18 protein-coding genes are annotated in these 18,635 nt (G+C 58.2%); 13 read left to right on the top strand and 5 right to left on the bottom strand.

Going from position 1 to position 18,635, the window contains the following annotated elements:
• Positions 1-14: 14 nt before the first annotated feature.
• Positions 15-2,870, bottom strand: coding sequence for a bifunctional [glutamate--ammonia ligase]-adenylyl-L-tyrosine phosphorylase/[glutamate--ammonia-ligase] adenylyltransferase (gene glnE / locus RHN82_RS12955; RefSeq protein WP_047051983.1), 2,856 nt, complete (start codon positions 2,868-2,870; stop codon positions 15-17).
• Positions 2,871-2,891: 21 nt separating this feature from the next.
• Entirely contained in the window at positions 2,892-4,193 is a 1,302-nt protein-coding gene (locus RHN82_RS12950; RefSeq protein WP_047051980.1) for an inorganic triphosphatase, read from the bottom strand.
• 237 nt (positions 4,194-4,430) lie between these two features.
• Between RHN82_RS12950 and RHN82_RS12945 the strand changes: the two genes are divergently transcribed.
• Positions 4,431-5,051, top strand: coding sequence for a TIGR04211 family SH3 domain-containing protein (locus tag RHN82_RS12945; protein WP_001303390.1), 621 nt, complete (start codon positions 4,431-4,433; stop codon positions 5,049-5,051).
• A 60-nt stretch (positions 5,052-5,111) separates the two neighbouring features.
• Positions 5,112-6,353: a multifunctional CCA addition/repair protein gene (locus RHN82_RS12940; protein WP_045141807.1), complete on the top strand. Its 1,242-nt coding sequence runs from the start codon at positions 5,112-5,114 to the stop codon at positions 6,351-6,353.
• A gap of 13 nt (positions 6,354-6,366) precedes the next feature.
• On the opposite strand, the gene bacA is transcribed toward RHN82_RS12940, so the two are convergent.
• Together bacA and folB are read right to left on the bottom strand one after the other, a co-directional pair.
• Positions 6,367-7,188, bottom strand: coding sequence for an undecaprenyl-diphosphate phosphatase (gene bacA / locus RHN82_RS12935; RefSeq protein WP_003862545.1), 822 nt, complete (start codon positions 7,186-7,188; stop codon positions 6,367-6,369).
• 106 nt (positions 7,189-7,294) lie between these two features.
• Positions 7,295-7,663 carry a bifunctional dihydroneopterin aldolase/7,8-dihydroneopterin epimerase gene (folB, locus tag RHN82_RS12930; protein WP_003862547.1) on the bottom strand — a complete coding sequence of 123 codons (369 nt, stop codon included), beginning with the start codon at positions 7,661-7,663 and terminating at the stop codon, positions 7,295-7,297.
• A gap of 107 nt (positions 7,664-7,770) precedes the next feature.
• On the opposite strand from folB, the gene plsY reads away from it, so the two are divergent.
• From plsY to ureG, 10 genes are all read left to right on the top strand, one after another.
• Complete coding sequence (gene plsY, locus RHN82_RS12925; RefSeq protein ID WP_003862548.1) at positions 7,771-8,385, top strand: glycerol-3-phosphate 1-O-acyltransferase PlsY; 615 nt, start codon at positions 7,771-7,773, stop codon at positions 8,383-8,385.
• Positions 8,386-8,477: 92 nt separating this feature from the next.
• The gene (locus RHN82_RS12920; RefSeq protein ID WP_047051976.1) at positions 8,478-9,944 is read left to right on the top strand and encodes an MFS transporter; all 1,467 of its coding nucleotides are present in this window, start codon (positions 8,478-8,480) and stop codon (positions 9,942-9,944) included.
• A 156-nt stretch (positions 9,945-10,100) separates the two neighbouring features.
• On the top strand, positions 10,101-10,928 hold the full coding sequence (locus tag RHN82_RS12915) for an urease accessory protein UreD (protein ID WP_047051973.1): 828 nt from the start codon (positions 10,101-10,103) through the stop codon (positions 10,926-10,928).
• A gap of 10 nt (positions 10,929-10,938) precedes the next feature.
• The gene (locus tag RHN82_RS12910; RefSeq protein ID WP_003862556.1) at positions 10,939-11,241 is read left to right on the top strand and encodes an urease subunit gamma; all 303 of its coding nucleotides are present in this window, start codon (positions 10,939-10,941) and stop codon (positions 11,239-11,241) included.
• A 10-nt stretch (positions 11,242-11,251) separates the two neighbouring features.
• Positions 11,252-11,566: an urease subunit beta gene (locus tag RHN82_RS12905; protein WP_047051972.1), complete on the top strand. Its 315-nt coding sequence runs from the start codon at positions 11,252-11,254 to the stop codon at positions 11,564-11,566.
• Entirely contained in the window at positions 11,559-13,262 is a 1,704-nt protein-coding gene (gene ureC, locus RHN82_RS12900) for an urease subunit alpha (RefSeq protein ID WP_047051970.1), read from the top strand. The genes RHN82_RS12905 and ureC overlap by 8 nt, the downstream gene beginning before the upstream one ends.
• A gap of 9 nt (positions 13,263-13,271) precedes the next feature.
• Positions 13,272-13,730, top strand: coding sequence for an urease accessory protein UreE (gene ureE / locus RHN82_RS12895; RefSeq protein ID WP_047051969.1), 459 nt, complete (start codon positions 13,272-13,274; stop codon positions 13,728-13,730).
• Positions 13,731-13,739: 9 nt separating this feature from the next.
• Positions 13,740-14,279, top strand: coding sequence for a HupE/UreJ family protein (locus tag RHN82_RS12890; RefSeq protein ID WP_047051967.1), 540 nt, complete (start codon positions 13,740-13,742; stop codon positions 14,277-14,279).
• The gene (locus RHN82_RS12885; RefSeq protein ID WP_047051965.1) at positions 14,279-14,953 is read left to right on the top strand and encodes an urease accessory protein UreF; all 675 of its coding nucleotides are present in this window, start codon (positions 14,279-14,281) and stop codon (positions 14,951-14,953) included. Before RHN82_RS12890 ends, RHN82_RS12885 begins: the two co-directional genes overlap by 1 nt.
• A 9-nt stretch (positions 14,954-14,962) precedes the next feature.
• Complete coding sequence (gene ureG, locus RHN82_RS12880; protein WP_003862566.1) at positions 14,963-15,580, top strand: urease accessory protein UreG; 618 nt, start codon at positions 14,963-14,965, stop codon at positions 15,578-15,580.
• A 32-nt stretch (positions 15,581-15,612) separates the two neighbouring features.
• On the opposite strand, the gene RHN82_RS12875 is transcribed toward ureG, so the two are convergent.
• Complete coding sequence (locus tag RHN82_RS12875) at positions 15,613-17,388, bottom strand: S8 family serine peptidase (protein ID WP_224213917.1); 1,776 nt, start codon at positions 17,386-17,388, stop codon at positions 15,613-15,615.
• A 558-nt stretch (positions 17,389-17,946) separates the two neighbouring features.
• On the opposite strand from RHN82_RS12875, the gene RHN82_RS12870 reads away from it, so the two are divergent.
• The gene (locus RHN82_RS12870; RefSeq protein ID WP_047051963.1) at positions 17,947-18,627 is read left to right on the top strand and encodes a response regulator transcription factor; all 681 of its coding nucleotides are present in this window, start codon (positions 17,947-17,949) and stop codon (positions 18,625-18,627) included.
• The last annotated feature ends 8 nt before the right edge of the window (positions 18,628-18,635 follow it).

The following is an 18,635-nucleotide window of genomic DNA, read 5'->3' as shown; positions in this document are numbered from 1 at the left end:
TGCGCGCGATAATATCACACTTGTTTTGTTACGCACGGTTCCACCAGCCACTTCTGCCAGCTTGTGGTCACCTGCGCGCGTTCATCGGTGAAACAGTCCAGCGCCACATGGCCCGGCTGTTCCTGTAAGGCCAGATGGTGCAACTCATCACGCAGCGTGGTGTAGGCGCGAGTTAATGCCTGCGCCTCCTGCTCGTCCATAATGTCGTTCTGCGCCAGCAGTTCCAGTATGCGCACGTTATCCGACCAGCGGGTCAGCTTCGGCTTATCGTGTGCGTGCAGCAGCACCAGGTACTGAGTGATAAACTCAATATCGGTAATGCCGCCTTCATCGGCTTTGATATCAAAGCGATCGCGATGTTTGTTGCCAAGGTGCGCGCGCATTTTTTCCCGCATTTCCCGCACTTCGGTTTGCAGCGTACTGCCTTCGCGCGGGGTCGTCATGACCGCCTTGCGGATCGCATCGAACTGCGTTTTGAGCTGCGGATCGCCATACACCACGCGGGCGCGCACCAGCGCCTGATGCTCCCACGTCCAGGCTTCGTTCTTCTGATAGTCGGCGAAAGCCTCCGTGGAGGTGACCAGCATGCCTGCCGCACCGGACGGGCGCAGACGCGCATCCACTTCATACAGAATGCCGGATGAGGTGCGGGTGCTGAACAGGTGCATGATGCGCTGGGCCAGGCGCAGGTAGAACTGCCGCCCGTCAATTTCACGCTCGCCGTCGGTCATGACGTCTGCCGGGCAGTCGTGGAGGAAAATCAGATCCAGATCGGAGCTGTAGCCCAGCTCCCAGCCGCCCAGCTTGCCGTAACCCACCACCGCAAAACCGCGGCCTTCACGCTCTGCAAGGTGCTTCGGCTGCCCGTAGCGGGCTACCATCTGCACCCACGCCTGATGGACAACCGCGTCGATGATCGCTTCCGCCAGCCAGGTTAAGTGATCGCTCACTTTCATTACCGGCAGGGTACCGGCGATATCTGCCGCCGCCACGCGCAGCATCTGCGCCTGCTTAAACTGACGCAGCGCCTCAAGCTGTTGCTCTTCGTCCTCTTCCGGTACGCGCAGCAGATACTGACGCAGCTCGTCGCGGTAGGCATCCGTCGCCGTCGGCTGATAGAGCGTATTCGGGTCGAGCAGTTCGTCCAGCAGCAGCGGATAACGCGCCAGCTTGTTCGCCACCATCGGCGAGGCGGCGCAGAGAGAAATCAGGTGCTTCAGCGCGCCGGGAAACTCGCTTAACAGTTCAAGGTAAGTGGTACGCGTGACGATCCCGCTCAGCAGCGGCATCATGCGCGACAGCGGCACCGGCGCATCCTCGCGGGAGCAGACATCGCTCAGCAGATGAGGCATAAGATGATCCAGCACCTGACGACCGCGCGGGCCAATGGCGCGTTTGTTCAGTTCGAAGCGGAAATCGGCAATCAGCGCCACCACGCGATGGCGGGCATCGTCGCTTAAGTGCGCCAGCACCGGCGTGGTGTCATCTTCCTGGAGTGCGTCCTGCCACAGCTCGCGCCAGTGCTCGGAGAGCGCATCGTCCTGCGATTCGCTTTCATCGTCGCCGATCAGATCGTTAAAGATGCGGCGCACGCCCGCCATATGCGCTTCCAGCCGTTCCGTCAGCGCCGCCCAGTCATCCACCCGCATCCCCCAGGCCAGACGCGCCCGGTTCAGCTCGTCGCCCGGTAACGTCTGGGTCTGTTCGTCGTTGATACTTTGCAGCAAATTTTCCAGACGACGCAGGAAGAGATAAGAGTCACGCAGCGTTTGCGCATCGCCTTCCGGCAGCAGATGCAGCTGCTCGATAGCGCTCAGGGTCGGCAGCAGCGAGCGGGATTGCAGAGAAGGTTCACGCCCACCGCGTATCAGCTGGAAGACCTGGACGATAAATTCGATCTCACGAATACCGCCCGCGCCGAGCTTGATGTTGTCCTTCAGGCCACGGCGACGCACCTCGCGGGCAATCATCCCTTTCATATTTCGCAGGGACTGGATCACGCTGAAGTCGATGTAGCGGCGGAACACAAACGGGCGCAGCATGGCGCGCAGCTCGTTGGCCCAGGCATCGTCGCTGTCGCCCATGATCCGCGCTTTGACCATCGCGTAACGCTCCCAGTCGCGACCCTGCTCCTGGTAATAATCTTCCAGCGCGGCAAAGCTCAGCACCAGCGGACCGCTGTCGCCAAACGGACGCAAACGCATATCCACGCGGTAGACAAAACCATCCTGGGTGGGCTGATCCAGCGTCTTAATCAGCCGCTGCCCCAGGCGAGTAAAGAACTGGGCGTTGTCCAGCTCGCGACGACCGCCGCGCGTGGAGCCGTTCTCCGGCCAGGCAAAAATCAGGTCGATGTCTGAGGAGAAGTTCAGCTCGCAGCCGCCCAGCTTGCCCATCCCCAGAATCAACAGCGGTTGCGGAACCCCGTCTTCGCTGCACGGCGTGCCCCACTCTTTACAGCAGGCGGCGTAGAGCCAGTCCCGCGCGGCGACAATCAGCGTCTGCGCCAGCTCGCTCAACTGCTGCAAGGTGCTCTCTTCGCTCACCAGCTCCAGCGCCTGCGCCCAGGCAATGCGTACCATCACCCGGCGGCGGAACTGACGCAGAACGCGCATCAGCGTGGCTTCATCTGCCACCTCTGCCAGCGCGGTTTGCAGCCAGCCAGCATAATGCCGCCACTCGTCAGCCTGCGGCGGCGCGCTTTCCAGCTCTGCCAGCCAGTCCGGGTTGGCGCTGACGCTCTCCTGCACAAAATCACTGAACGTGAGCACGCTTTTCGCCTGCTCGCTTAACGATGACGCGGGTAACGACTCAGGCAGGCGTTCGCAAACGGTCTGCCAGTGCTGCTGTAACTGCGAAGAAAGCGGCATATCAGGGGTTCCTTGCCAGAATTAACGTTTTCCGCTGTGCAGCCAGTACGGATCCTGCGAAATGGCCTCGTTGCGGAAATGCTCGATCTCGATCTGCTGACGGGTCTCGATGGCATGCTTCAGCCCCTGCCAGTTCTCCAGCCAGGCCTGCGCCTTCACGCCCTCATACGCACCCGACAGCAGCAACATGCTGTCGATGTTACGCGCCAGGCGGGGAAGCTGATCGCCATACTGGTCACCCAGCGGATGCGCAAAGGTGGTTCTCAGCTCGGCCGCATGACGGGAGAGGTGGATATCCGCAAAACGTTTGAAGTTTTCCGCGATTTTGGTCTGCCCTTTCGCATCGAGGAACGTGCGCCAGCCGCGCGTCACCAGAAACTCGGTCAGCGCCAGTTTCGCGCTGGCGTTTTGCGGGCTGTAGATCGCCGTTTGTGCCGACACGTCGGAAAGCATCAGCGTTTCGGTTTGAGTGAGCAAATCACGTAAGTGAGTGCTGGCTTTACGCGGTACGATGCCGCCAAAGAGCGTCAGGGTATGACGCACCAGCCCCATAGCGGCCAGCACCTGTTTTTTGGCATTTTTCACGTTACGCGCCCACAGCTCCTCGTGGTACTGCCACTGAGAGAGCGCCAGCTCCAGCGCCGCTTCCATGCCCTGCTCAACGGAGGCTTTCGGCACAACGCGCAGAATCGGGGTTTCTCGCAGCACGCGCGGCGCATTCCCGGCGGCCAGGTGATAGCCGCGCGCCGCTTTACTCAGGCTGCCCTGACGCAGGCCAGGCTGGTTCACCAGCTTGCGCGCCAGCTTCAGCACGTCGCTCGCCTCGCCTTCCAGCAGTTCGAGTTCCAGTTCGCAGATCGGCTCCTGCTCTTCACCCGCCTTAATTTCACCCCGATCAAACGCGATCTCAATGCGGCTCTTGCCTTCCGTCACCAGCCATTTTTCGCGCCAGAAATCGGTGCTGAACAGCGGTTGCGCCTCTGCCGACAGCATTGCGGGCAGCGTCCCTTCCGGCCACACTTCCGCCGGAAAACGATCCAGCTCAAGTTCTGGCTTACTGATGTCGATATTGTATTCCGGACGCTGGTGCAAACCGCCCACCACGCGACCGGCGATTTTCATCGTCATCTCGTAGCGCCCGTTCGCACCCCGGATGCGCAGGCCCATATCGTGGTTGCGCAGCCAGTTGTCCGGCGTTTCGTAATAGATGTTGAGCAGCTGTACGGGTTCATGGTGCTCGCCGGACAGCGTATTCAGATGCTGGCGGAGCGCGTCAGCGCTGTCTTTTTCGACGATAAACTTTAATTCGATCTCTTGTGCCATAGCCTTGTACTTTTGCGTGCGTCACAGACGCGTCGATGAAGGCGAACTTCCTCGCCATTTGTTTGTCAGTACATAGTATTTTGCGCCAAATTGCCACGCAATGAGCAATTTGACGGGCGTAAAAGTTTAAAGCGGTGGAAATCATGACACAGATGATTCCGATTGATGATGAATCCTTTGCGTAGCGACACTGATCCCACTACTATCGTTCCACTTTTTATGAAAATAACGACTGATATGCTTAAATTACGCCTGATTGGACTTACTTTACTCGCTTTTAGCGCCGCAACCGCGGTCCACGCTGAAGAGAAACGTTACGTTTCTGATGAACTGAATACCTGGGTACGCAGCGGCCCTGGAGACAATTATCGCCTCGTGGGTACGGTAAATGCCGGCGAGGAAGTGACTCTGCTGCAAACCAATGCAGACACCAATTACGGTCAGGTTCGTGACAGCTCTGGCCGCACCTCATGGATCCCGCTGAAAGAGCTGAGCACGGTGCCAAGCCTGCGCACCCGCGTGCCGGATCTGGAAAATCAGGTGAAAACCCTGACCGACAAGCTGAACAACATTGACGGCACCTGGAATCAGCGCACCGCAGAGATGCAGCAGAAAGTGGCGCAAAGCGACAGCGTGATCGCCGGTCTGAAAGACGAAAATCAGAAGCTGAAAAATGAGCTCATCGTCGCGCAGAAGAAAGTGAACGCCGCGAATCTCCAGCTGGATGACAAACAACGCACCATCATCATGCAGTGGTTTATGTATGGCGGCGGGGTGCTGGGCGTCGGTCTGGTGCTGGGTCTGGTGCTTCCTCACCTTATCCCGAGCCGTAAACGTAAAGACCGCTGGATGAACTAACTCGTCTTCTCTGCCACACTTACGTATCATCTTGCGAAAAGAGAAAACGGGAGTGTTGGCGTGAAGAGTTATCTGGTCGGTGGTGCGGTACGTGATGCGTTATTAGGTCTGCCGGTCAAAGATAAAGACTGGGTCGTGGTCGGTGCCACGCCCGAAGCGATGATTGACGCGGGCTACCAGCAGGTAGGCCGCGATTTTCCTGTGTTCCTCCATCCGAAAAGCCGGGAAGAGTACGCCCTGGCGCGTACCGAACGGAAATCCGGTTCCGGTTATACCGGCTTCACCTGCTATGCCGCGCCGGATGTGACGCTGGAGCAGGACTTACTGCGCCGCGATCTCACCATTAACGCCCTGGCGCAGGATGAAAACGGCCATATTATCGACGTCTACGGCGGCCAGAACGATCTGCGCGACCGTCTTTTACGCCATATTTCCCCCGCCTTTTCTGAAGATCCGTTACGCGTACTGCGCGTGGCGCGTTTTGCCGCCCGTTATGCCCATCTCAGCTTCCGTATCGCCGACGAGACGATGGCGCTGATGACCGCCATGACCGACGCGGGCGAGCTGGAACACCTGACGCCAGAACGCGTCTGGAAAGAGACCGAAAACGCCCTGACTACCCGTAATCCGCAGGTCTTTTTCCAGGTACTGCGCGACTGCGGGGCGCTGAAAGTGCTGTTCCCGGAAATAGACGCGCTGTTTGGCGTGCCCGCCCCGGCGAAATGGCACCCGGAAATTGATACCGGCATTCACACCCTGATGACGCTGAGCATGGCCGCTATGCTCAGTCCTGAAGTGGACGTGCGCTTTTCCACCCTCTGCCATGACCTCGGCAAAGGGTTAACGCCAAAGGCGTTGTGGCCACGCCATCACGGGCACGGTCCGGCTGGCGTGAAGCTGGTTGAAGGGCTTTGCCAGCGCCTGCGCGTGCCGAATGACATTCGCGATCTGGCAAAACTGGTGGCCGAGTTCCACGACCTGATCCACACCTTCCCGATCCTGAAACCCGCCACCATCGTCAGGCTGTTCGATAACATCGACGCCTGGCGCAAGCCGCAGCGCGTGGAGCAAATTGCGCTGACCAGCGAAGCCGACGTGCGCGGCCGCACCGGGTTTGAAGCGTCCGATTATCCGCAGGGTCGTTTGCTGCGTGAGGCGTGGGACGTAGCGAAAGCGGTGCCAACAAAAGAGGTGGTGGAGGCAGGGTTTAAAGGCCCGGCGATCCGCGAAGAGCTGACGAAGCGGCGGATTGATGCAGTTGCAGCGTGGAAGGAAAAACGTTGCCCTCAGCCGAAAGACTGAGGGCGGTCGGTCATCAGAAGAAGACCACGTACACGGCAGCCGCGACGATAAAGCGGTAAATCGCGAACGGAATAAACGAGATACGCTTAATCAGTTGCAGGAAGGTTTTGATGGCGATCAGCGCCACAATAAAGGCGGTGATAAAGCCCACGGCGAACATCGGAATGTCGCCGACGGTCAGGAAGCCGATGCTTTTGTAGAGATCCAGCGCGGTGGCGCCCATCATCATCGGCACCGCCAGCAGGAACGAGAACTCAGACGCCGCGTAACGGCTCACGCCCATCAGCATCCCGCCGGAAATGGTTGCCCCTGAACGGGAGAAGCCCGGCCACAGCGCCAGACACTGGAAGCAGCCAATCATAAACGCCTGACGATACGTCATATCGTCCAGACCTTCCGCACGCGGGGTTTTTGGCTTCAGCACTTCGGCGGCAATCAGCAGGAAGCCGCCGACCACCAGCGCGTACATCACGTTAATCGGGTTGAAGAGCGATTTAATGGTGTCGTGGAACACCAGCCCCAGCACCACCGCCGGGATCATCCCGAGCAGAATATGAATCAGCGTCAGGCGCCCTTTGCCCTCTCCTTCACGCTGCGGCAAACGCCCGAAGTGGATGCCGATCAGTCCGAACAGACGACGCCAGAACATCACGACTACCGCCAGGATAGAGCCCAGCTGGATCACCACCTCAAACGTCTTTGCGGTATCGCCTTCAAAGCCCAGGAGATGGCCAACGATAATCATATGGCCCGTACTGGACACCGGCAAAAACTCCGTCAATCCTTCGACCACACCCAGTATTGCCGCCACCAGCAGCGAGTGCATATCGCTCATCTATAAACCCCTAAAAAGATATAAAAAAACGGTGTCCCACGCGGACAACCGTGAAAGATACAGCTTTAAGACCGATATAACCTAAAATGGTTTAGCTATTATGACGTTAAATCTTTCCTTTCAGATTTGTGCCACGCTCGATAATCACGCCCACATTGGCGGCGCGCGCCACCGCTCCCGGCTTGCTTAGCTTAATGCGCACCCACGGGGAGTTAAATTTGCTCAGCAGCAGGTCTGCCACCTCTTCCGCCACGCGTTCTACCAGCGCAAATCGTTGCCCTTCCACATGGCCGATGACCGTTTCACTGATGTCGGCGTAGCTCAGACAGTCATTCACATCATCGCTTTTCGCTGACTTGCGGTTGTCCCAGCCCATTTCGATATCGAACACCAGTTTCTGCTCGATGGTCTGTTCCCAGTCGTAAACACCAATTGTGGTGATTACCGAAAGTTGCTCTATAAATACAATATCCATCACGACCTGCCTGCTTTTTGGCTAAACCGGATACCACTTCCGGCGAATTATGCGTATTATCCACAGATGCTGAGAATACAGATACATTTTCAAAACGGAACAGCGTTATGAGTGCAATCGCGCCTGGAATGATTATCCTCGCCTACCTTTGCGGCTCAATCTCCAGCGCCATTCTGGTCTGCCGCATCGCCGGGTTGCCTGACCCGCGTGAAAGTGGTTCCGGGAATCCGGGGGCGACCAATGTACTACGAATTGGCGGCAAGGGAGCAGCCGTAGCGGTTTTGATTTTTGATGTTCTGAAAGGAATGCTTCCCGTCTGGGGCGCGTATGCGCTCGGCGTCACCCCCTTCTGGCTGGGGCTGATTGCCATCGCCGCCTGCGTCGGCCACATCTGGCCTGTTTTCTTTGGTTTTAAAGGCGGTAAAGGCGTGGCCACCGCGTTTGGCGCGATTGCGCCGATCGGCTGGGATCTCACCGGCGTGATGGCGGGCACCTGGCTGCTGACCATCCTGCTGAGCGGTTATTCGTCGCTGGGCGCCATCGTCAGCGCACTGATCGCCCCGTTCTATGTCTGGTGGTTTAAACCGCAGTTTACCTTCCCGGTGTCGATGCTCTCGTGTCTGATCCTGTTGCGCCATCACGACAACATTCAGCGCCTGTGGCGTCGTCAGGAAACGAAGATCTGGACGAAGCTCAGGCGTAAAAAGAAAGACGCTCAGTAAACCGTTCGTTATGCCTTATAACCAAATGTGATTTTTGTCACCTTCTGCCTGTGGTAACTGTTAGAGACACAACACAACCACACAAAAAGAAAATGGCAGAAATCACAGATTCAACTCCCCTTCCAGCGGCAGGAAATACCCCGGATGGCGACATCAGGTGGGTACGCAGCGCATCGGACGTTTCACGTCTCGTTAATGACGGCTCTCAGGGCCGGGCCAATGCCCGCATCGTGGTCGGTATCGCGCTCGGGGGAATTTTCCTCGATGCCTACGATCTCGGCGCGCTGGCGTTCGGCATCAAAGACATTACCCGCGAATTTAATCTGACCCCCGCCGGTACCGGCATGGTGGCTTCAGCCATTACGTTTGGCGCGATTATCGGGGCGCTGCTCGGCGGCTATCTCACGGATAAAATCGGGCGTTACCGCGTCTTTATGGCCGACATGGTATTCTTTGTCATCGCCGCCATCGCCTGTGCGCTGGCCTCGAACGAATATGTGCTGGCGGGCGCGCGCTTTGTGATGGGTCTTGGCGTGGGGATCGACCTTCCCGTCGCGATGGCGTTTCTCAGCGAGTTCGCCAGGCTGAAAGGCCCGGGAAATAAAGCCTCCAGCGTCGCAATGTGGTGCCCCACCTGGTATGCGGCCATCAGCATCTCTTATCTTCTGGTGCTCTTCTTTTACGCCGTGCTGCCGGAAAGCCACAGCGACTGGCTCTGGCGCCTGATCCTTGGCTTTGGCGCGGTGCCCGCGCTGGTGATTATCGCCATCCGCAGCCGCTATATGAGCGAATCCCCGGTCTGGGCGGCGAATCAGGGCAATCTGAAGGAGGCGGCGTCCATCCTGCGGCAGTCTTACAACATTAATGCCCACGTACCGCAGGATGTGCTCGACCAGCCCGCGCCTGTCGTGAACAAGGCAAAATGGTCGAACTACCTGAACCTGTTCCGCGGTATCTATCTGCGGCGTACCACGCTCGCCACGCTGCTGTCGGTCGTCTCCTCGTTCGCCTATAACGCCGTAGCCTTTGGCCTGCCGGTGATCATCTCCAGCTTCTTTGTGCAGTCGATGCTGACTACCATTCTGATCTCGCTGGCGCTTAATCTGCTGTTCGCGTTTGTCGGCGGGCTGCTGGCGGTGCGCTATGTTCCGCGCTTCGGCGCGTGGCGGATGTCACTGGCGGGTTACGCGTGCCAGCTGGCGGCGCTGCTCGGCCTGGCGCTGATTGGCCGCCCTGACGGGGCCACGGAAGGCATGGTCGCCGTCGCGATGCTGGCGCTGTTTCTGTTTGGTCAGGGGTTTGGACCCGGTGCGCACACCATGACGTTTGCCTCCCTGAGCTACCCGACCTCACTGCGCGGCGTGGGTGTGGGGCTTAACCAGACGCTGATGCGCAGCAGTTCAACGCTGTCACTGTTTCTGTTCCCGCTGCTGGTCGCCTCGCTGGATACCGCCGTGTTCTGGGTGATTGCGCTGGCGCCGTTTATCGGTCTGGCGTCGCTGCTGGCGATCCGCTGGGAGCCGTCGGGGTATGATGTGGATGCAGAGGATTATCGCTAGCCTTTCTTGCCGGGTGGCGCTGCGCTTACCCGGCCTGCATTACTGAAACCGGCTCACATGAGCCGGTTTTTTTATCCATAAGCGACTCATATGACAGCCTTCATTTCCGCCAGGGCATACTGAAACGTATCCCGATAGTGTGGAAATGGAAGCACCATGTTAGCAACTCAGGTCACTGATAATTCATACAAAGGCTGGCAGGCCTCGCTTGCCCTCCAGTTTTGTCATGCCCCTGAGAAAACCCTCCTCCATTCCGCGCGTCACAGCGGGCCGCTTACCGTTCAGCGTCCGTTTTATCCCGAAGGGGAAACCTGCCACCTTTACCTGCTGCACCCGCCAGGCGGAATTGTGGGCGGGGATACGCTGGATATTTCCGTGCGGCTCGACGCCAAAAGCCATGCCCTCATCACCATGCCCGGCGCCAGTAAGTTCTATCGCAGCAGCGGCCCGCTGGCCTGCCTCAGTCAGCATTTTTACCTCGACGAAGAGGCCACGCTGGAGTGGCTACCGCAGGACACCATTATTTTCCCCGGCGCTAACGCCGCGCTGCGTTCCGTCTTTCACCTGCACGCCACCAGCACGCTGCTGGCGTGGGAGCTGTACTGTCTGGGCCGTCCGGTGATAAACGAAACCTTCAGCCACGGCACGCTGGAGAACCGCCTTGAGGTGTGGGTGGATGGCGAGCCGCGTCTGATTGAGCGACTACATCTCAGCGGTGGCGATCTGACGCCCGTCGCGGACCATCCGTGGGTCGGCACGCTGCTGTTCTATCCGGCCCGGGAAGTACATCTCGACGCGGTGCGTGCGCTTCTCGCCCCGCTGGATACTTTTGCGGGCGCCACGCTCACCGACGATATGCTGTCGGTGCGTTTTCTCTCCCACGACAACCTGATTTGTCAGCGGGTGATGCGCGATATCTGGCAGTCGCTTCGCCCGCTTCTAACCTCCAAAACCGCCTGTTCGCCGCGCATCTGGCAGACATAAGAGAAACGCTATGGAACTGACTCCCAGAGAAAAAGACAAGCTGTTGCTGTTCACCGCCGCGCTGGTTGCTGAACGCCGCCTCGCGCGCGGGGTAAAGCTCAACTACCCGGAATCGGTCGCGCTGATCAGCGCCTTTATTATGGAAGGCGCGCGCGATGGCGAAACCGTCGCCTCGCTGATGGAAGCCGGCCGTCACGTCCTGACGCGCGATCAGGTGATGGAGGGCGTGCCGGAGATGATCCCGGATATTCAGGTGGAAGCCACCTTCCCGGACGGATCCAAGCTTGTCACCGTCCACAACCCGATCGTGTAAGGAGCGCGTGATGATCCCAGGCGAATACCGGATCCAGTCCGGCAACATTGCTCTCAACGTCGGGCGCGAAACCCGAAGTGTGATCGTGGAAAACCACGGCGACAGGCCGATCCAGGTGGGATCGCACTACCACTTTTACGAGGTCAACCCGGCGCTGAAGTTCGATCGCGAGGCCACCCGGGGTTACCGGCTGAACATCCCTGCCGGCACTGCTGTGCGCTTCGAGCCCGGCCAGAAGCGGGAAGTGACGCTGGTGCAGGTGACGGGCGCGCAGCGCATTTTCGGTTTTCGCGGCGAGATCATGGGTGAGGTGAAACATGTCTGAGATTTCACGCCAGGCGTATGCCGATATGTTCGGCCCCACGACCGGGGATAAAGTACGGCTGGCCGACAGCGAGCTGTGGATCGAAGTAGAAGACGATCTCACGGTCTACGGCGAAGAGGTTAAATTCGGCGGCGGAAAAGTGATCCGCGACGGCATGGGGCAGGGGCAGATGACCGCCGACGACTGTGTGGATCTGGTGCTCACCAACGCGCTGATCGTCGATCACTGGGGGATCGTGAAGGCCGATATCGGCGTAAAAAATGGGCGGATTTTCGCCGTTGGCAAAGCCGGAAACCCGGACATTCAGCCCGGCGTGACGATCCCGATTGGCGCGGCAACGGAGGTGATCGCCGCCGAAGGGAAGATCGTCACCGCAGGCGGGATCGACACGCACATCCACTGGATCTGTCCGCAACAGGCGGAAGAGGCGCTGGTGTCTGGCGTCACCACCATGATCGGCGGCGGTACCGGGCCCGCGGCAGGTACGAACGCCACCACCTGCACGCCGGGGCCGTGGTATATCGCCCGCATGTTGCAGGCCGCCGATACGCTGCCGGTGAATATTGGCCTGCTCGGTAAAGGGAACGGCTCCAACCCGGACGCGCTGCGCGAGCAGATCGCGGCAGGTGCCATCGGGCTTAAGATCCACGAAGACTGGGGCGCGACGCCTGCGGCCATCAACTGCTCGCTGGAGGTCGCTGAAGAGATGGATATTCAGGTGGCGCTGCACAGCGACACGCTGAACGAGTCCGGTTTTGTCGAAGACACGCTGGCCGCCATCGCCGGGCGCACCATCCACACCTTCCACACCGAAGGGGCGGGCGGCGGCCATGCGCCGGATATCATCACCGCCTGCGCGCACCCGAATATTCTTCCCTCCTCCACCAACCCGACGCTGCCCTACACGGTCAACACCATCGACGAGCACCTGGACATGCTGATGGTTTGCCATCACCTCGACCCGGATATCGCCGAGGACGTGGCGTTTGCCGAATCCCGCATTCGCCGGGAGACCATCGCCGCCGAAGACGTGCTGCACGATATCGGCGCGTTCTCGCTCACCTCGTCAGATTCACAGGCCATGGGCCGCGTGGGGGAAGTGATTATCCGCACCTGGCAGGTGGCGCACCGCATGAAGGTGCAGCGCGGCGCACTGCCGGAAGAGACCGGCGATAACGACAACTTCCGCGTGAAGCGCTATGTCGCCAAATACACCATCAACCCGGCACTGACCCACGGCATCGCCCATGAGGTCGGTTCTATTGAGGCGGGCAAGCTGGCGGATCTGGTGGTCTGGTCCCCCGCCTTCTTTGGCGTCAAACCCGCCACCATCGTCAAAGGCGGGATGATCGCCTGCGCGCCGATGGGCGACATCAACGCCTCGATCCCCACGCCGCAGCCGGTGCATTACCGCCCGATGTTTGGTGCCCTTGGTGCCGCACGCCACGCCACGCGGCTGACGTTTGTCTCCCAGGCTGCTGATGCCAGCGGCATTCCGCAGCGGCTCGGACTGCAAAGCGCCACCGCGGTGGTGAGAGGCTGCCGGTCGGTGAAAAAGGCCGACATGATCCACAACGATTTACAGCCGAATATCACCGTTGACGCGCAAACCTATGAGGTACGCGTCGACGGCGAATTGATCACCAGCGAACCGGCAGAGGTTTTGCCGATGGCGCAACGCTATTTTCTGTTTTGAGGAGTGATGATGATCTATTTAACCCAACGCCTGGACCACGCGCACCCCGTCACCGCCAGCGTGACGCTGCCGATTGACGTGCGGGTAAAAAGCCGCGCCCGCGTGGCGCTGAACGACGGCCGTGAAGCCGGGCTAATGCTGCCGCGCGGCCTGCTGCTGCGCGGGGGCGACCTGCTGACTACCGACGATGGCAGCGAAGTGATCGAAGTGATCGCCGCCCCGGAGTCGGTTTCCGTGGTGCGCTGCGCCGACCCATTCCTGCTCGCACGCGCCTGTTATCACCTGGGCAATCGTCACGTACCGCTGCAAATCATGCCCGGCGAACTGCGCTATCACCACGACCACGTCCTCGACGACATGCTGCGTCAGTTCGGTCTGGAGGTGGCCTTCGCCAGCCTGCCGTTTGAACCGGAAGCGGGCGCTTACACCAGCGATGCCCACAGCCACTCCCACGCTCATTCACATTAAGGACTCATCATGCGCAAGTATTTACCGCTGTTTCTGCTGGTCTTTTCCGTTCCGGCGCTTGCCCATCCCGGCCACGGGGCCGACAGCTTCCAGGCCGGATTTCTCCATCCGCTGACCGGGCTGGATCACCTGCTGATGCTGACGGGGGCTGGCGTGCTCTCCGCCCTGAGCGGCCGCAAGCTGCTGCTGCCGTTAGCGACGCTCGGCATGATGCTTGCTGGCGCCGTTGCGGGCAGCCTGCTCGGCGGCTTTAGCGGCATGGAAATGCTGATTATCGCCTCGCTGGCGGTCTGCGGCGTGATGATGTTTAAGACTGAAAATCGCCTGCTGCTGGCGGTGCCAGCCCTGGCGATGTTCCACGGCTGGGCGCACGGCGTGGAGATGTCCGGCCACAGCTTCTGGCTCTTCACCAGCGGGTTTATGTTAGCCAGCGCCACGGTGCTGTGCGCCAGCTTCGCGGCAGGGCTGCTGCTGCGCCGTCACGACGGCCTGCGTAAAACCTTCGGCGGCGGGCTGATCGTCTCCGCCCTGCTGGCGCTGATGAGCTGATGGAGCACGCCCGCCAGCGGCTGCGCCTGATGCAGCTCTCCAGCAGTAGCCTGCCGGTTGGATCGTTTACCTGGTCGCAGGGGCTGGAGTGGGCTGTCGAGGCCGGGTGGGTCACGGACGCTGAGGCCTTCAGGCGCTGGCAGATCCAGCAGATGGAGCATAGCTTTTTCTGCGTGGATCTGCCGCTGTTTATCCGCCTGTATCGTGCCTGCGAGAAGCAGGACGTCGCGACAGCAAAACGCTGGACGGCATACCTGCTCGCCTGCCGGGAAACGCGCGAGCTGCGCGATGAAGAACGCAACCGTGGCGCGGCCTTTACGCGCCTGATTAAAAGCTGGGAACCCGCCTGCCCGCCAGAATGGTTGCCGCTGTTGATGCGAAGCCAGCTCGGCGGCATGGCGTGGCTCGGCGTGCGCTGGGGCATTAGCGCGCGCGAGCTGGCGCTGAGCCTCGGCTACAGCTGGATTGAGAGCGCGGTGATGGCGGGCGTCAAGCTGGTGCCGTTTGGGCAGCAGGCCGCACAACAGCTGATTATCGACCTGAGCGACCATTTTGCTGCCGGGTTTGAGCAGGCATTTTTACGTGGCGACGACGTGCTGGGGGCCGCTACGCCGCTGTCCGCCATCGCCTCGGCGCGCCACGAAACCCAATATTCACGACTATTCCGTTCCTGAGGAGTCAACATGGCTGATTACAAACATCCCCTGCGCGTGGGCGTAGGCGGCCCGGTAGGGTCGGGCAAAACCGCCCTGCTGGAAGCGCTCTGCAAGGCGATGCGCGACACCTATCATCTTGCGGTGGTGACTAACGATATCTACACCAAAGAAGATCAGCGCATCCTGACCGAGGCGGGTGCGCTTGAGCCAGAGCGCATCGTGGGGGTGGAAACGGGCGGCTGTCCGCACACCGCCATCCGCGAAGATGCTTCAATGAACCTGGCGGCGGTGGAAGCGTTGAGCGAGAAGTTCGGCAATCTGGATCTGATCTTCGTGGAAAGCGGCGGGGATAACCTGAGCGCGACCTTCAGCCCGGAGCTGGCGGACCTCACCATCTACGTCATCGACGTGGCCGAAGGGGAAAAAATCCCACGTAAGGGCGGGCCGGGGATCACTAAATCCGATTTTCTGGTGATCAACAAAACCGACCTCGCGCCGTACGTGGGAGCGTCGCTGGAGGTCATGGAACGCGACACTAACCGCATGCGCGGCGAGCGTCCGTGGACCTTTACCAACCTGAAAGCGGGTGACGGTCTGGCGACAATAATTGCGTTTCTGGAAGAAAAAGGGATGCTGCGGATCTAAAAAAGGCCTGGCATAACGCCAGGCCGTGACGGTTATTTACAGCTGTTATCGGGAGTCCCCTGTTCGCGCCATGCGCCCCACTGGCCGCCGCTTCCCGGCGTTTCTTGTCCCGGGTTGACATACCACTGGTTGAGCCAAACTTTACCGTTGTAAGACACTTTGGTGCATCGGGTTGGATAGGCGATTTTGGCGTTATAGGCCGGTGCCGCAGGATTTACCGGTGTGTCATCTTTTGCCGGGGTGTCATCCTTAGCCGGTACCGCCGGTTTGCTGACGGTGATGGTCATGCTGTCCGTCGCGGTTCGCCCATCCGCGCCGGTCGTCGTCAGCGTAAAGGTCGCTTCACCCTCGCTGTTAGCAGGAATGACGGCATAGGCATGCGCGCTGTCCACGCTCTTCACCAGCGTGCCGTTCAGTGTCGCCTCCAGCGAGAAGGTTTCTGCCCCTTTCGTCACACGCCAGTTATACGATCTGGCATTCAGGCTCTTACTGCCGTCCAGCGCGTAGGTGATCACCCCCGTGGTCGGAGAAACCAGGACGTAATCTGCGCCTGCCACCGCCGTTGGAGCCGGCGCGACAGGCGTGCTACCGTCTTTGAGCGCCATAATACGGGCCACCGCACGCTCCATGTCAGGTTGAGTACCCACTTTTGCCGAATCTCCGTTGGCCAGTGGCGTACCGGTCTCCTCCAGGATCTGACGCATCTGACGCGGTGTCACGGTAATACCGTTGGCTTTGGCGATGCCTGACAGGCTGGCTACCACACCCGCAATAATCGGGTTCGAGGAAGAGGTTCCGGCAAACGTCGCGGTATAAGAATCGTTAACACCGCCATTTTTATAGAGATCGCCATAACCTGTGCTCACTACGTCCCAGCAGCCCCATGCAGAGCTGGTGACGCGCGAACCATAGGTGCTGAACGACGCTTTTTTACCGTCTTTTGCACAAAACGCCCCCGCCAGGATAGCCCCGGAGTCCCGCACGTTCACGTCAAACTCTCCCTTGAAGCCTGGGCTATCGAGGTTGACGTTCCCGTTACCTGCCGCCTCAATAACGTAAACGCCTTTATCCGTCAGCGCTTTAATCACATCGTAATAGGCGGGCTCGGACTCCATTGCCACCCAGCAATCCTTCTGACAACCCGCTGGATAACCGCCCGCTACGTGTACCCCGATCTGCACCACATCGCCTGCTTTGAGCAGCGGAATTAAATTATAGAGGTTATTATGCGCTGAGCCCGCGTACCCCAGTCGGCTTTTCCAGCTTATCCCTCGAATACCGGTGCCAATATCTTTCGCTGCCATAATCCCGACGGAAGCGGTGTCATGATCTTGCTTTTCAACATACGTTGTTTTTCCAGAGCTGAGGCTTATCGGCGGTAAGTTGAGGTGGTGGGTATTCCAGGGATAAATCTCCGTTGAAATAATCGTCACCCCTTCACCCGCACTGCCTGCATAGTGATCTACGCTTTCGCGGTTTACGCCCCCCATATAATAACCGGCGCGCTTAACATCAGGTGCTTTGAGATAATCCTGCTTATTGCGAAAATCCGGTACGGCGGCAGACGTTAAATTATTATTTACCGAAGACTTAACCTGCGGCGTAAGGGCGTTTTCATCCAGCGACACCGGTTCGGCCTCCGGGTAAACAAACTCTACGTTCTGATTCTGCTCCAGCTCAGTAATAATATGGTTAATGTAGGTTTTATCCTGACGTTTATCTTGCGGCAACGCGATACGCAGATAACGGTCAAAGCCATAACGCTTATTGAGTTCCGTCAGCTCGGATGACTGATTTGAACTCCGCAAATTCGTCGGCCGAAACATATTTGTGGTGATAAGGGAAGGATCATTCAGGGTAATTTTATTGTTTGTCGCTTTTAACAAACCGGTAGTGGGTTTTAGCTTGAGTACAATTGCCGTGTAGGTCGCATTGTCATATGCAAGCTCATTTTGCACCAGATTTTCTGCCGCAGCAGAAAATGATATTGCTGCACAAATCAAAAGGGATAGGGCACTTTTTTTCATGATAATCACGGTTCCTTTGTGAATCGACATTTCTCCTTTTTCAGTATCTGTGACTCATGCAACGGGAAGAATAAGAGCAGCCTAATCTGAGGGAAAGACCTTTCTATAATTAAATAAGAAAAATCCACATCCAATTCCTTTATATTTCGCAACGCGAGGATACACCTGGATACAAAAACCGTAAAGATTAAGCATAATGAAATAATCAATATCCGCCGCCGCTAAAAATACTCTCGTTGCTACTGCTATTTTCTCACAGTCTGGATTTTAATAACGATATATCTTGCGAGGGATTCCAACCCCGCCATTATCATGTAAGGGTTAATACGACGCATCATTATGGACATTAAAATCGTTATTGCTGAAGAATCCTCGTTGATTCGCCGCGGCTTATCCTCAATGATGCAAGCGCTCTCGTTACCCACCTCAGGCATGAATCAGAGATGCGTTCTGACCGGTGAAGTCGCCTCTTCCGCAGAACTTCTGTCGCTTCTGGGTCAGCATAACCCCGATATCGTTATCCTCAGCTATACACTGACAACCCGCTTTAATCGCCCTCCTCTCGCAGGTATGGACGGTCTGAAGCTGTTGAGATGGCTCCATCAGACTTATCCTGCGCTCAGCATTATCCTGATCTCGCCCTATGCAAACGCCTTGTTTATTCGTCAGGCGCTAAAGGAAGGTGTCAGATCGTATTTGTCGCGGGATATCAACGAGAAAACCTTGAGCCAGGCGATTGCAACAGTTCTTAAAGGTGAGATCTATATCGAAAGCCAGCTGGTAAATATGCTTTTTCGTCATGAGATGACAGATATTGAGAAACTCTCGCCGCGGGAAATCGATGTGCTGCGTCTGATATGTGACGGATTAAATTTGAAGGAGATAGCTCAACATATGCACCTGAGCATCAAAACAGTCAGTGCGCACAAGATCCGGGCGATGGAAAAGCTGGATGTGCAAAACGACTGCCAGCTTTACTCGCTAATCATCAAGAACCAGATGTTCGACATCAGGATATAAAACTCCCC

Origin of the sequence: Enterobacter cloacae complex sp. EB5 (assembly GCF_031432835.1) — a bacterium.
GTDB lineage: Bacteria > Pseudomonadota > Gammaproteobacteria > Enterobacterales > Enterobacteriaceae > Enterobacter > Enterobacter hormaechei_C.
This window is presented reverse-complemented; position numbering and strand designations above follow the sequence as displayed.